At 52.8% G+C, this 13,884-nt stretch carries 10 protein-coding genes; 8 read left to right on the plus strand and 2 right to left on the minus strand.

The window, feature by feature from the left end; translation table 11 throughout:
- Positions 1–87 precede the first annotated feature (87 nt).
- Complete coding sequence (locus ACO0LL_RS19065; RefSeq protein WP_422952411.1) at positions 88–1,614, minus strand: FHA domain-containing protein; 1,527 nt, start codon at positions 1,612–1,614, stop codon at positions 88–90.
- A 212-nt stretch (positions 1,615–1,826) separates the two neighbouring features.
- On the opposite strand from ACO0LL_RS19065, the gene ACO0LL_RS19070 reads away from it, so the two are divergent.
- The 4 genes from ACO0LL_RS19070 to ACO0LL_RS19085 all read left to right on the plus strand — a co-directional run bounded on the left by ACO0LL_RS19070 (position 1,827) and on the right by ACO0LL_RS19085 (position 7,361).
- The gene (locus ACO0LL_RS19070) at positions 1,827–3,230 is read left to right on the plus strand and encodes an aspartate kinase (protein WP_422952412.1); all 1,404 of its coding nucleotides are present in this window, start codon (positions 1,827–1,829) and stop codon (positions 3,228–3,230) included.
- Between the two features lie 644 nt (positions 3,231–3,874).
- Positions 3,875–4,462 (plus strand): TetR/AcrR family transcriptional regulator, encoded by a 588-nt coding sequence (locus ACO0LL_RS19075; RefSeq protein WP_422952413.1) that lies wholly within the window; start codon positions 3,875–3,877, stop codon positions 4,460–4,462.
- A gap of 426 nt (positions 4,463–4,888) precedes the next feature.
- Positions 4,889–5,953: an alkene reductase gene (locus tag ACO0LL_RS19080; RefSeq protein ID WP_422952414.1), complete on the plus strand. Its 1,065-nt coding sequence runs from the start codon at positions 4,889–4,891 to the stop codon at positions 5,951–5,953.
- A gap of 244 nt (positions 5,954–6,197) precedes the next feature.
- A complete protein-coding gene (locus ACO0LL_RS19085; protein ID WP_422952415.1) occupies positions 6,198–7,361 on the plus strand; it encodes a glycerophosphodiester phosphodiesterase in 1,164 nt (387 codons plus the stop codon).
- A 64-nt stretch (positions 7,362–7,425) separates the two neighbouring features.
- On the opposite strand, the gene ACO0LL_RS19090 is transcribed toward ACO0LL_RS19085, so the two are convergent.
- Positions 7,426–8,232 carry a dienelactone hydrolase family protein gene (locus tag ACO0LL_RS19090; RefSeq protein WP_422952500.1) on the minus strand — a complete coding sequence of 269 codons (807 nt, stop codon included), beginning with the start codon at positions 8,230–8,232 and terminating at the stop codon, positions 7,426–7,428.
- Positions 8,233–8,459: 227 nt separating this feature from the next.
- On the opposite strand from ACO0LL_RS19090, the gene ACO0LL_RS19095 reads away from it, so the two are divergent.
- From ACO0LL_RS19095 to ACO0LL_RS19110, 4 genes are all read left to right on the plus strand, one after another.
- Positions 8,460–9,956 (plus strand): glycine betaine ABC transporter substrate-binding protein, encoded by a 1,497-nt coding sequence (locus ACO0LL_RS19095; protein ID WP_422952416.1) that lies wholly within the window; start codon positions 8,460–8,462, stop codon positions 9,954–9,956.
- A 312-nt stretch (positions 9,957–10,268) separates the two neighbouring features.
- Positions 10,269–11,594, plus strand: coding sequence for an ABC transporter substrate-binding protein (locus ACO0LL_RS19100; RefSeq protein ID WP_422952417.1), 1,326 nt, complete (start codon positions 10,269–10,271; stop codon positions 11,592–11,594).
- Between the two features lie 18 nt (positions 11,595–11,612).
- The gene (locus ACO0LL_RS19105; protein WP_422952418.1) at positions 11,613–12,329 is read left to right on the plus strand and encodes a response regulator; all 717 of its coding nucleotides are present in this window, start codon (positions 11,613–11,615) and stop codon (positions 12,327–12,329) included.
- 61 nt (positions 12,330–12,390) lie between these two features.
- The gene (locus ACO0LL_RS19110; RefSeq protein WP_422952501.1) at positions 12,391–13,788 is read left to right on the plus strand and encodes an ATP-binding protein; all 1,398 of its coding nucleotides are present in this window, start codon (positions 12,391–12,393) and stop codon (positions 13,786–13,788) included.
- The last annotated feature ends 96 nt before the right edge of the window (positions 13,789–13,884 follow it).

Genomic DNA, 13,884 nt, shown 5'->3' on the forward strand with positions numbered 1-13,884 from the left:
TGCCGCTCAGTCAATGTAAAGCAAATTGGCTGGATTAACAAAAATTTTCAATGCCATTGTCATTTGGGCCAGCTTCACTCAGTAGCACTATCGGGCATTTATCCTTCCTGGATAGGGATTTGACAATGGCACTGGAGGACGCAGCTTTAAGTCTGCATCAGTATCAAGCCTGTTTTCAAGCGTGTTTTCCTGAGCAGTAAGCATATCCCTGCTCCAGAACGCATCCTGAAAATGAAATATCAATGGCAAGCCGTCCGGCATATTTGGTGGCGATACCATCGGCCTTGTTTCAGGTTTGAGCAGGTATAGCAGACCGCTCCCTGTCTTGACATCCAGGTCACTGAGAATAATGGCATGCAGCAGGATTGCCATGACCTGCAGTTTGACTATGCCCCTGACACTGGCACAAAACTCGATTTGCATGCCTGCGCGCAAAGCATAGGCCTGGTCTTTTTCCATCGTCATGCCATCCAGCAAAGTGCCATATCGAGATACATCAGTGATTTCTGCGCCCATACCTTTTCTGCGGATGATGGCATGGCGGGCGCTGATACGGCGTGTCAGCCTGGCGTTTTCTGCCGGGTTATTGGCATTGTGGCTAAGCTGGATATCGGCCTGTGCTTGTTCTTCCATACGGCCAAGCACGTATTCTTCGAGGGCGAAGAGCTGGATATGCCTGTGTGGCTGATGACGGCTGGTATGGCCGGTAGCCAGACTGGCGTATTTTGTTGCTGGCTTGCCAGTTACCGGCTTGACTGCTGCTCCCCTGTCCGGTGCTGCCGTCAGCGCCGGTATTTGTTTAAGCCCGGGTGCGGCGGTTGATTCATCTGCAGCAACCTCAATGAGTTCTTCATCCCAGGCTATTGTCCCCATGGCGATTTCATATTTGCCTGCAGGTGGCAGCATGTCGAGCTTGGCCACCGAGGCGTCCCTGGCATTGATTTCTATATTCATATTGCCCTGCGCATAGCCGTGGGACTGGCCCAGCCCGCTGAGTGTGGCAATCGCCCCATCTTCGGCAATGACCCTGACGTTTTTTTGCGCGGCCAGAAAGACACTGTGTATTTCTGTCAGGCTAGCATCTGCACGCGGCACGAAGATGACGCTGGTGCACAGCCATTTGCGTCTGGCCATGGGTTCTTGCTCGTGCGACAAGCTGATTTCAATCGGGTATTGCCCGTACTCCTTGTTTTTCGATGAAAAACTGATTAGCAAAGGTTGCCATAGTCCAGAGGCAGTACGCAACAGGCGTTGCCTGGTTGCGCCTGCGGCAATGAGCTCGCATCGTAATTGCACTTCAATGATGCTGACATTTGCCGGCAAGGTGCCGCGCAATTCCAGCCTGAGGGTTTGGCGGCCACCGGCGGCACGCGGGTCATAGCCGCCGAAATGCAGCTGCAGGCTGGCTGGTGCATGCGCATCTATTTTTTTTGTCAGCTTGCCGGCAGATGCATGCAGTAATTCACGCCGCAAGGGATTGGCAGCTTGCGCATGGCCTGCCGCACATGCAGACTCACCCTCTGCCACCCAGTGTGTGCAATAAGGATGATCAGGGCTGTGGCATTTTTTCATGATGTCTGGCAAGGGGTGCAAGTGAGGTACAGAATTTGACATGCGCAGTCACGGCGATGATGCGACTATAAGGGCCGCAGTGCCAGATCAAATGCTGGAATACTGCTGCTTTTTACTGCCTGCTTGCTGGATGAAGATGGATACTGCGTTGACCTGCCCCGTCTGCTGCATTACCCTTGTTGTTTCGATATATGCCATTTCGCATTTTGCGGGATGTCTGTGATCAACACGCTATCCCTGTCCTGGAAATTGCAATGAAAAAAATCGTCGTTAAATTTGGTGGCTCCAATCTGCGCCAGCCTGAAGATATCAACCGCGTTGTCAATGTCGTGCAAACTTACCAACAGCCGCTGGTGCTGGTGGTATCTGCCTTTTATGGCATTACCAATGCCCTCATCGCTTGCGTGCAAGCCGCAAGGGAAGGCGCGGGAACCGCAGCCGCCCTGGCCGAAAGCCGGGATTACACGCAAAACCTGCGAGCCCTGAAAAAGCAGATACTGGAAGCGAATATCAGCGATGCCACCAACCGCGCACGTATAGAAAAAGCACTGTCAGTACGCCTTGACCAGCTCGACCGCTACCTGACTGGCATACACTGCATAGGTGATGTGCCTACCTTCGTTAATGATGCCATCCTCAGCTATGGTGAGCGTCTGTCCAGCCTGCTGCTGACCGAGGTCTTGCTCAGCCACGGCATACGGGCACGCGAAGCCTTGCCCGAAGACATAGGTCTGGTCACCGATGGCGTATTTGGCAATGCCGCTTGCGATTTTGATGCCAGCGCCCCGGCTGTCTCGAAAGCCTTGCAAGGCAATGAAGTCATCGTCGTGCCGGGCTTTTATGGCGTAGACCGCGATGGCAAGGCGACCCTGTTTGGCCGCGGTGGCTCTGATTATTCAGCAGCATCCATCGCCTGCTGCATAGGCGCAGAATCACTGGATGTATGGAAGGACGTGGATGGTTTTCTCAGTGCCGACCCAGGTACAGTAAGCGCGCCGCATACGATTACACAATTGAATTATCTGGAGGCCGCAGAGCTGTCTTACTTCGGTGCCAAGATCTTGCATCCGCGCACGGTAGAGCCTCTCTTTGACCAGAATATCCCTATCCGTATTTTGAACATCACCCGTCCTGAACGTGGTCTCCTGCCGTATACCGTCATCAATGCACAACGCAAGGTGACGCGTGATGTAGTAAAGAGTGTGACCTCGACAGAAGACGTGGCGATATTAAAATTACACGGCCCCGGCGTGGGATTCAAACCTGGCATCCTGGCGCAAGTGACCAATACGCTCGATGCCAACGGCATCAATATCAAGAGCGTGCTGACGGCACAGACTGCCATTAATATCCTGGTATCACGCGACCATCTGGATGCGGCTTACGCTGCACTGGTGGAACATCACCTGGCCGGTGTAGTGGAAGTGTCACGCAACGCGGATGTGGCGATTGTCGCCGTGGTTGGCGATGGCGTACTTGAAGCGTCTGACGTGGGCGGCGCAATTGCCAGCCGTGCTTTGTCGGCAGCGATTGCGGCTGGCGTACATGTGTGCCTCGCGGCGGCAGGTGCCAGCGAGGTGGCCGCATATATGCTGGTACAGCAAGAGGACAGGAAGCTGGCTTTGCAGGCGATACATGCGGAGTTTTTTGGCGGGTGACAGCTTGGGCGCTTGCAGCTTTTGTTACGATAACTTCAGGTTTGGTGCTTGCCAGCAAAAGATGTCTATGATGATCAGCGAAAGCCGCTGGGCTCCAGCCTGCGGACACGGCTGTCCGGCATAATTCTCGTTCTGAACATCGAGTACACGGAGTGTCCTAGCGATTTTTCTGCGTTGGAGACTTAATTGTGCAATTGAATATTATTTGCAAAGGGCCGTGCTTAAAGCACCTTCCCCTTCAAGGGGAGATTTGTGGGAATTCGCAAAGCGAAGCTTTGTGCCACAAATATCTAAGCCGCTTGCAAGCGGTGCGGTGGAATGGCTGGGATGGGGATGGGTTTCTGTAGCAAATTCATTTACCGTCAATCGATCGAAACCCATCCCCACCCTAACCCTCCCCTTGAAAGGGAGGGAATTTACTCGTGATTGTTTGTCAAGGACACTATTCTGGACAATAGTGAGTGCAGGCTGGAGCCCAGCGGCGTTTGTTGCTAACCAATCAAGCGACTCAATATACGCGGCCTATGACATCCACTTTCAAAACATTGACCAATCTTATTTACCTGTTCTCGTCCCTTTTTGATACATTTTTTCTGCAAAAAAATCACTAGACGACTGGTCTAATTTGTTTTAGAATTCAAACCATGAACACTCCGCGCACCGATGTCAGGCAACACATCCTAGATACAGCCAAACCCATTATCCTGGGCAAGGGCTTTTCTGTGGTCGGCTTGAACGAGGTATTAAAGGCGGCGGCAGTGCCCAAGGGTTCGTTTTATCATTATTTCAAGTCCAAGGAATTATTTGGCGAAGCTTTGCTGGAAGATTATTTTGCCGGCTACCTGGCAGCAGTTGATGTGGTGTTGAAAAATCAGGACATACCCGCAGCCAAGCGCCTCATGCGTTACTGGCAGGGTTGGTTACCGGAGCGCCCGGGTGAAGGTGTGCAATGCCAGTGCCTGGCGACCAAACTCGGTGGTGAGGTGTCTGATTTGTCTGAAGCCATGCGCGTCACCTTGCAACGTGGTACCGACAGTATCATTGCCAAACTGGCCGATTGCATGCGCGAGGGTATCATCGATGGTTCGCTGCCCGCAGACCTGGATGCTGATGCATGCGCGCTGACCCTGTACCAGATGTGGCTGGGTGCGGGTTTGCTGACCAAGATGCGGCGTGACATGAGCGCGCTGGAAAGCGCCATGCTTGCCACCCGCAAGATGCTCAAGCTGTAGAGGTCGATGAAAAGTTAATCTGGCGTTGTTGCGCTGCCTGCTTGTGAAACTTGTACTAAAGTACTGTCTGCGGCAGCGTCGGTGAAGTCGGGGTTTCAGACAATATATTGTCTGCCGACAAAACGGGCATCCCTTGAAAGAGATGCCTCCTTAGCGATAGCCTAGCCAGCTTAACTTTGCATCAACCTCTAAACTCGAAACATATTGTTTACTTGCATACAATAGTAATAAAGCATTTATTTTTATCAGTTTTTTCTAGACGACCAGTCTAATTTTTATCTTGAAGTACCCTGGGTTGGCTATACATGGAGTTGTGGATTTGCTTACCCAATAAGTTTTGCCATAGGTTTGCCCATATAAGTTGCCCGTATGAGTTTTACCATCGATTTTTGCTGCCCCCAACATGCCCAATAAAGGAATTAAGAAATGTTATTCAATCCTCTGCAAACCGGTTCTGTATCCCTCGCTAATCGCATCCTGATGGCCCCGCTGACACGTGCACGTGCGGATGCAGGTCACATGCCTAACGCCCTGATGGCCGAATACTATAGCCAGCGCGCTAGCGCAGGTCTGATCGTGACCGAGTGCACCATGGTGGCTGAAAATACATCCGCTTTCTATGCTGAACCAGGGATCTACAATGCAGAACAAATCGCTGCCTGGAAACTGGTAACTGAAGCTGTGCACGCCAAAGGCGGCAAGATTTTCATGCAGATATGGCATGCTGGCCGTGCTGCTGTTCCAGCATTCAACAATGGTGTTGAAAACGTCGGCCCTAGCGCCATCGCGATTGACAGCGAAGTGCATACACCAGACGGTAAAATCCCAAATGCAGTGCCACGCGAATTGCGTCTCGATGAAATCCCTGCGCTGGTTGCGGCTTATGCACAAGGCGCAAAAAATGCGATTGCTGCCGGCTTTGATGGTGTAGAAGTGCATGGTGCGAATGGCTACCTGATTGATCAATTCCTGCGTGACAGTGCCAACAAGCGCACCGACAGCTATGGTGGTTCCATAGAAAACCGCGCACGCTTTTTGTTTGAAGTATTGACTGCGGTCAGTGCTGCAATTGGCTCTGATAAAGTTGGCCTGCGTCTGTCACCGATCAACAGCTATAACAGCATGAAAGACAGCGAGCCACTGGCCCTGATTTCTTATCTGACGACACGTCTGAATGAATTCAACCTGGCCTATTTGCATGTGATGCGTTCTGACTTCTTCCAGGCACAGACTGGTGATGTCTTGACTGTTGCACGCGCCAATTACAAAGGTGTGTTGATCGGCAATATGGGTTACAACGCCGACGAAGCTGCGCAAGCGATCAGTAATTCCACACTGGATGCGGTAGCTTTTGGTACCAGCTTCCTGGCTAACCCTGACCTGCCTGCACGTATCAAGCAAGGCGCAGCTTTGAATGCACCTGATGCAGCGACTTTCTATACACCAGGCGCAAAAGGCTATACGGATTATCCTAGCCTGCAAGCTGCATAATATATGCGCTTGTAGTACGTGTAATGCACGTATATGCATGAAAGGCTGGCCAGTTTTGGCTGGCCTTTTTTATTTGAAATGCCTGAGAATCTTGAGGTGAAACAATTTGTAAGGCATTGCCTTAAGTCATCATCTGGTAACTCTTAGCCCTTACATTCCTGCCAACGCCGTCATGACGGTATTACGCATATGAGGCCAATTGCATTGGCCTCATTTTTTGTAATGAATCCTGAGGAACATCTTGATGAGACATTTACCCAAACATGCTGCACGCTTGCTGTGTGCGGCCTTTGCAACAATCAGCATGAGTGCCTGCGGTGGCAGTAGCACTGAGCCTGTAGATTTCCAGAATCCAGGACTGTCATGGCCACCATTGCCGACAGTCACCGGCCACCGTGGTGCATCTGCACTGCGCCCTGAACATACGCTGGCTTCTTATCAAAGAGCAATAGATGACGGTGCAGATATTGTTGAGCCTGACCTCGTAGCCACCAAGGATGGTGTCTTGGTCGCGCGTCATGAAAATGAAATTTCAGGTACCACCAATGTATCAACACTGCCGCAATTCGCTGCCCGCAAAACCACCAAGACCATAGACGGCATCCCTGTCAGTGGCTGGTTCACCGAAGATTTTACGCTGGCAGAATTGAAGACCATACGCGCCAAGGAACGTATACCTGCAAACCGCCCTGCCAACACGGCTTTTGATGGTCAGTTTGAAATACCGACACTGCAAGAAGTCATCGACCTGGTCAAGCAACAGGCCAAAGAAAAGAACCGTGTCATCGGTATTTATCCTGAAACCAAGCATCCGACTTATTTCAAATCCATAGGCCTGCCGCTGGAAAAACGTCTGGTTGATGTTTTGGTAGCGAATGGCTACAAGGGCAAAAATGCGGCGGTATTCATTCAGTCATTTGAAGTGGCGAACCTAAAAGAATTGCGTGGCATGACAGATATGCGTCTGGTGCAACTGGTTGATAATCCGCTCAACCCGCCTGTCAATGGCGTACCGCGCAATGCACCGTATGACTTTGTCGCCGCTGGCAGCAACCGCACTTATGCCGACCTCGTCACACCAGCAGGTCTGAAAGAAATCGCACAGTACGCCGACGCTGTATCGCCTTACAAGGAAGTCATCATCCCGCGTGATACGAAGAATGAACTGGGTGCGGCGACCAGCTTTGTCGCAGATGCCCACGCCGCTGGCTTGAAAGTGCATACCTGGACACTACGTCCGGAAAATCCTTTCCTGCCACCCAGCATGCGCCTTGGCGACCCCGCCTCACTGACGCAACGTGGTGACTCAATCGCAGAAATCACAGCTTATTTGAAAGCTGGTATCGATGGCTTCTTTACCGATGATCCGGCCGTTGGCCGTGCTGCTGTGACGGCATTCAAGAAGTAAGCTTCTTTACAGTATTAATGCAGTGCCTGGATCCTGATCCAGGCATTTTTTTACGTATTTTTTTTTACGTCTGTTTCAAACGATGGGCAAAGAAAGCCAGTATTTCATCCCGCGCAGCGATGGTCGGCTGACCTGCCTCATCTATCAGGTGCGCGGTCACCACGCTATGCGGTGTTGTTACATAGCGTTTGAAGAACGGCGCAGTATCCTGATTGGCAGCGCTGTCAGGTAATACCTTGCTGACGAAGCGTTCACCCAAAGCTTCTGAAAATGCGGCAAAGCGCTGGGCACGGCAAAATGCATCGCCAGCAAAACGGTAAGCCATGACAGTCAGGTCTTCTGCCTCCAGACGCTGGCGTACGGCTTGCAAGTCGGCAGCTTCTATACCTGTACCTGCCGGATCGTCCATAGGCAAGGATGGTTGCGATACTACCGGGGCAAGTACTGCGGGTTCCAGCATCATCGACAAGGCGAAATTACCGGTAAAGCACATACCTATCGCCCCCACTCCAGGGCCACCAGATTCTTCATGCGCGAGCCTTGCCAGTGCCCTCAGCCATAGCGTAACAGGGCTGGAACCTTTACCTGCAAAGGCGCGGAACTCTGCACTGACACAGGCTTTCTGAAACACAGCCGCTCCCTCTTCTGCCGATGCTACCACGCCATCGCGCCCAAATAAGGAGGGCATATACACCGTAAAACCCGCATCGCGTACCCAGCGCGCAAAGCGGGCCACATGCGGGCTGATGCCGGGCATCTCTGTCATGACGATGACGGCGGGCCCAGTTCCTGCAACATAGACACGCTTGCTGACTTCATTGAGCGTGATCTCGCGTGCACTGAAGTCACTGAGTGGGTCATCGGCATGCATGTTCTGTTTAGTGCTAAATGTGCTTGCTGCAATTGGTATGTGCGTAGTTCCTGCGCTTGACATGGCGACTCCTGATTTATCTGGAGCTTGCAGTGTAGGTCTGTGTCAGATACAGGAATAGCGGCAGTTCCGCCAGAATCAGGGCGTAATTGGACATTGGCAAACGGCATGTAGAATACGGTACCTTCAATCGCAGTTTCGATCACAATTTAGCGGAGCACAAACCCATGCTGATCTGGTACAGGCTGCAATACCTTTTGTCTTTAGCCTTGAAACTGCTAATAATAAGCAGTTTTGCAGTACAGGCACAGGCTGCCGATACACTCAAAGTTGGCTCCAAACGTTTCACTGAATCCTATGTGCTGGGCGAGATTCTGACGCAGACTGCTGCAGCCCATAGTCCTGCACTGCACCAGCAAGGGTTGGGTAATACCGCCATCGTCTTCAATGCATTAAAAAATGGCAGCATCGATGTTTACCCTGAATACATGGGCACCATCAATACCGAGATACTGAAACATGAGCAAGCAATCAGTATGCAGGAGATGCAGGCGGAACTGGCTAAACAGGGTTTAGGAGTTACCGTGCCTCTGGGTTTTAATAATACCTATGCACTGGCGATGCGGCCTGATGCTGGGGATATTAAATCACTGACTGATCTTGCGACAAAATCCGAGTTGCGCTTTGGCCTCTCCCATGAATTTTTAGGCCGTGCCGATGGCTGGCCAGGGCTGGTCAAACGCTATCACTTACCGCAACAAGCTAGCGGGCTAGATCATGGTATTGCTTATGAAGCACTGACTGCCAAACAGATAGATGTCATCGATATTTATTCCACCGATGCCAAAATCAAACAACTGGGTTTGCGTGTGCTGGTGGATGATGCAAATTATTTTCCGCGTTATGACGCAGTTTTGCTGTACCGACTGGATGTGCCAGCCCGCTTTCCGCAAGCTTGGGCAGCCATACAGAAACTGGAGGGCAAGATAGACAATGCGCAAATGATAGCGATGAATGCAACAGTAGAAATTGACGGGCAGAGCTTTGCCCAGGCGGCGCAGCAATTTGTGGCGAAGTCACCACTAACTGCTGAACGCGCCGGTGTCATGTCCAAACTGTTTGGTGCAGATTTTTTGAAACTGACCTGGCAGCATCTGACGCTGGTATTGCTGTCAGTTGCGCTGGCCTGTTTAGTGGGTATCCCGTTGGGCATCATTGCCGCCTTTGCCCCGCGCTTGCGTGAAGTCGTCATGGCGACTGTCGGCATTTTGCAAACCATCCCCTCACTGGCCTTGCTGGCGATGCTGATCCCTCTGCTGGGCAGGATAGGTTTTGTCCCAGCCCTGATCACCCTGTCGCTATATGCCTTGCTGCCCATAGTCCGCAATACCTGTGTAGGCCTGGTGCAGGTACCAGCCGGTTTACTCCTGGCAGCGCAAGCCCTGGGGCTGTCATCGCGAGACCGCCTGTCGAATATAGATTTGCCTCTGGCCTTGCCCATGATACTGGCAGGAGTTAAAACTGCAGCAGTCATGAGCGTGGGCACTGCAACCATCGCCGCCTTCATCGGTGCCGGTGGTTATGGTGAACGCATCACCATAGGCCTGGCCTTGAATGACAACCAGATGCTGCTCGCAGGTGCCTTGCCTGCGGCGGCCTTGGCTTTGTTGACGCAGTGGGCATTTGATTTGCTGGAGAGGGTGGTGGTGAGGAGAAGGGATTGATCAAAAATGCGGTACACCGTAGGTTGGGCTAAGCTTCATCAGCCCAACACTCGGCCTGGGAATAACGTGTACGTTTATTAAATGCCCAGTGTTGGGCTGATGAAGCGTAGCCCAACCTACGATTTTACGGATATGTGACCACTTCCACAGTGAGCATAACAAGGCGTTACATCTCAAACGTGATTGTGTACACAAAAGAACAATGCCTACCAGAAAGCTGCCCCCTTTGGTAATATGCATCCGGTTCGATCTTCCTGATCAAGCCTGAAAACCTGATTTCCCTGCCGCAATAACCTGCCCGGAAAAGCTCTTTTGATTTCGCCCGCCCATCATCTCGCTGCATCACCACTAGCCTGGCGCTTTGCCAGGGCGGCGGCGCTTGGGGTGTTGTGCGTGGCATTTTGCACAGTCAAAGTTCATGCAGCCACACCGCAATCCGATAGCACGCTGCAGGTCTTGCACTGGTGGACCTCGGCCAGCGAACGCAAGGCAGCCAGCCTGCTGGCGGCACGCATGGCAGATGAAGGTATCACTTGGCGCGATGCAGGCATACCCGGCGGTGCAGGCATAGGGGCGGGCAAAGTATTGAAGAGTCGTGTGCTGGCGAATGACGCGCCCGAGGTCACGCAAATCATTGGTGTCTCGATACGCGAATGGGCAGACCTGGGTTTCTTGCTGGAGCTCGACAAGGTTGCGGCGGCCAATAAATGGAATACCAGTTTCTTCCCGACCATACAAAACCTGATACAACACCGCAAGCATGTAGTGGCAGCGCCGCTCGGCATACATCGCATCAACACCCTGTTTTATAACAAGAAAATATTCAGCACGCTGAAGCTGTCACCACCAGAAAACTGGGATGAGCTGGTCACCGTTGCAGCCAGGCTGAAAGCCGCAGGCCTGATACCACTGGCACAAAGCAGCGAACCCTGGCAAGTTGCCACCCTGTTTGAAAACCTGATACTGGCCGAGGGCGGGCCTGAATATCACCGCGAATTATTCGTCAAGCAAAATGCCCAGGCCGTGATGGACAAACGCTTTGCCCATGCGCTGGAACGCTTGCGCCAGATGAAAGGCTGGATGAATAATCCTGTCGATGAACGTCCCTGGACGGAAGTGGTGAAGCAGTTTTCCAAAAACGAGGCGGCGATGATGATCACCGGCGACTGGGTCAAGGGTGAACTCAATGACGGCGGTTTTGTCACTGACGAGGCTTTTTCCTGCACGGCCATGCCGGGTACGGGCAAATACCATTTGTATAGCGTCGATACTTTTTCGATGTTCACCAATGATTATTCGCGCATTGCCGCGCAAGAAAAACTGGCTCGCCTGGTCGCCACGCCAGCGGTGCAGGCTGACTACAATGCCGTCAAGGGTTCGGTATCGGTAAGGCGCGATGCCGACCCGGCGCGCATGGATAGCTGTGCCCGTGCATCCTGGAATGCCTTTGCCCAGGGCGCAGCGACGCAAGCCCCCAGCCTGGTGCACCGCATGGCTACCGATGAAACCAGCAAGGACGCCATCATCGCCGTGATACACAGATACTTTATCGATGCAACCGTCAGCCCAGCCGACACCCAGGCCAGGCTGGTGGCGATGTACAAGACATTTGGCAATAATAAAAAACAAAACCTATAAGATGTGAGGCAGACAAAGATGACACGCAAAATACTGATCGTTGATGATGACCAGAAAACCCGGGTATTACTGAAAACCTACCTGGAAAAAAATCAGTATGAAGTCATACTCTCGCACAATGGCGAGAGCTTCGTGGCCGAGTTCAATAGCCAGATGAATCAGTTGTCACTGGTGATACTTGATGTGATGTTGCCCGATACCGATGGCTTTGCCCTGTGCAAGGTAGTACGGCAAAAATCCAATATCCCCATCATCATGCTGACTGCCAGTTCAGACGACACTGACCGCATTGTCGGGCTGGAACTGGGGGCCGATGACTATATCGCCAAGCCTTATAACCCGCGCGAACTGTTGGCGCGTATCAAGGCGATCTTGCGGCGCACTGGCTCTGCCGATGTGGCAGCAGCGCCGCGTTATTACCGCTTCCTGGGCTTCACGCTGGACCTGATAGAACGCAAGGTCACCGACAACACTGGAGAACTGGTGGCACTGACGGGACTGGATTATCAGTTACTGAAATATTTTGTCGAACACCCGGGTGATGTACTCGACCGCAATGTACTGTCAGAAGAAACCCGTGGCCGCGATGCCGGCCCACTGGATCGCTCACTCGACGTACAGATCAGCCGCCTGCGCCTGCTGCTCAAGGATGACAGCAAGCAGCCTACCCTGATCAAGACTGTACGCGGTGCCGGCTATGTATTCTCTGCTGACGTGAGCGTGGCCAGTGCCTGAAGCTGCCATTGTGCTGCGGCGCTGGCTGCCGCAATCGCTGCTGGGCCGCCTGTCGCTGGTCATGGTGTGCGGCGTGCTGCTGACACAGCTGGTAGGCAGCGCCATCTGGACCACCCAGCAACGCGCCAAGGCCGAGATAGAAGCCACCACGGCAGCACAATACCTGGCGCACAGTGCGTCAAGCGCAATACGGTTTTTTCGCAGCCTGCCGCCGAATTACCGCACCGTGCTGATACAGCAGTTTCGCGAGATGGGGGGCACGCGTTTTTTTGTACAGGCGAATAATGCCTATGTCCCCATCACAGAAATAGAACCGCAGGCACTGGCCCATACCGTGCTGGGCAAGGTCGGCAATACCCTCAAGGCTGACTTGCCGCAGTACCCTGAATTCAAGCTGGCTTTCGCCTGGCCAGATCAACTGACTACGGCTGTCGATGGCACCCGTATCACCGACCTGCCCGAGAGCTGGGTACAGCATATTTTGCTGATCAAGCCTGAACCTGCTCCTGTGCTGGTGATACAGACCGAGCTGGAACCAGGCAACTGGTTATACCTGGCTGCCCTCATGCCCAACCCTTATTTTTTGAAGGGCAACGATCCTCTGTCTTTTGACCGCCTGGTCTTGCAGGGTCTGTCACTGGCTGCGGTATTACTGCTCTCCATCATGGTAGTACGCTGGATCACGCGGCCTCTGGCGGCCTTGTCAGATGCGGCAGCCGCGTTTGGCAAGGGTGAGCAGGTACCAGACTTGCCAGAGACTGGCAGCAAGGAATTCATCAACACCGCCCGCGCCTTTAGCGCCATGCGCCAGCGCATACAAAGCTATATCGAAGACCGTGAACGCCTGTTCATCTCTATCTCACACGACCTGCGCACGCCGATCACCCGTCTCAAGCTGCGTTCAGAATTACTTGATGATGATGTCTTGCGTGGTGAATTTGAAGAAGACCTGGATGATCTCGACATGATGGTCAAGGGCGCGTTGCAATGCGTGAAAGATAGCGACATCCATGAAAACCCGACCGAAGTCAGACTGGACCCTTTGATACGCAGGCTGGTACGCAGCGCCCATCTGGCCAAACACAATGTGGAGTTTGCAGACTCAGGCGTGACCGTCTATGGCAAACCACTGGCGTTGAAACGGGCAATAGGTAATCTGCTCGACAATGCCCTTTACTATGGCGAACGCGCAGAAATCTGCGTACGTGCTGCTGCCGATAGCGTCATCATAGAAGTACGCGACCACGGCCCTGGCGTGCCGGAAGACGCTCTACCCAGCCTGTTTGATCCTTATGTACGTCTGGTACATGGCCGCAACCAGAATGAAAGCGGCATGGGTCTGGGGCTGGGTATAGCCCGCAGCGTCATCGAAGCCCATGGCGGCACGCTGGTGCTGGAAAATCATGCTGAAGGCGGCTTGAAGGCTATCATCACCCTGCCTAACGAAGACACCGCCTGACCTGGCACTTCTCCCATTCATCCTTTCCTGTTCCAGCTTGTCACGTACGGACAAGCTCAGGTCTCTCTGCACGATTCACAACACCTGAATCTGGAC

It is taken from the genome of Undibacterium sp. TC4M20W (assembly GCF_049340245.1).
Lineage (GTDB): Bacteria > Pseudomonadota > Gammaproteobacteria > Burkholderiales > Burkholderiaceae_D > Undibacterium.

Bases quoted from the DNA above. Each gene is read 5' to 3' on its own strand.
- ACO0LL_RS19065 (WP_422952411.1), bottom strand. From the start codon at position 1,614: ATGTCAAATTCTGTACCTCACTTGCACCCCTTGCCAGACATCATGAAA.
- ACO0LL_RS19110 (WP_422952501.1), top strand. From the start codon at position 12,391: ATGGTGTGCGGCGTGCTGCTGACACAGCTGGTAGGCAGCGCCATCTGG.
- ACO0LL_RS19105 (WP_422952418.1), top strand. From the start codon at position 11,613: ATGACACGCAAAATACTGATCGTTGATGATGACCAGAAAACCCGGGTA.
- ACO0LL_RS19095 (WP_422952416.1), top strand. From the start codon at position 8,460: ATGCTGATCTGGTACAGGCTGCAATACCTTTTGTCTTTAGCCTTGAAA.
- ACO0LL_RS19090 (WP_422952500.1), bottom strand. From the start codon at position 8,232: ATGCATGCCGATGACCCACTCAGTGACTTCAGTGCACGCGAGATCACG.
- ACO0LL_RS19080 (WP_422952414.1), top strand. From the start codon at position 4,889: ATGTTATTCAATCCTCTGCAAACCGGTTCTGTATCCCTCGCTAATCGC.
- ACO0LL_RS19070 (WP_422952412.1), top strand. From the start codon at position 1,827: ATGAAAAAAATCGTCGTTAAATTTGGTGGCTCCAATCTGCGCCAGCCT.
- ACO0LL_RS19075 (WP_422952413.1), top strand. From the start codon at position 3,875: ATGAACACTCCGCGCACCGATGTCAGGCAACACATCCTAGATACAGCC.
- ACO0LL_RS19085 (WP_422952415.1), top strand. From the start codon at position 6,198: ATGAGACATTTACCCAAACATGCTGCACGCTTGCTGTGTGCGGCCTTT.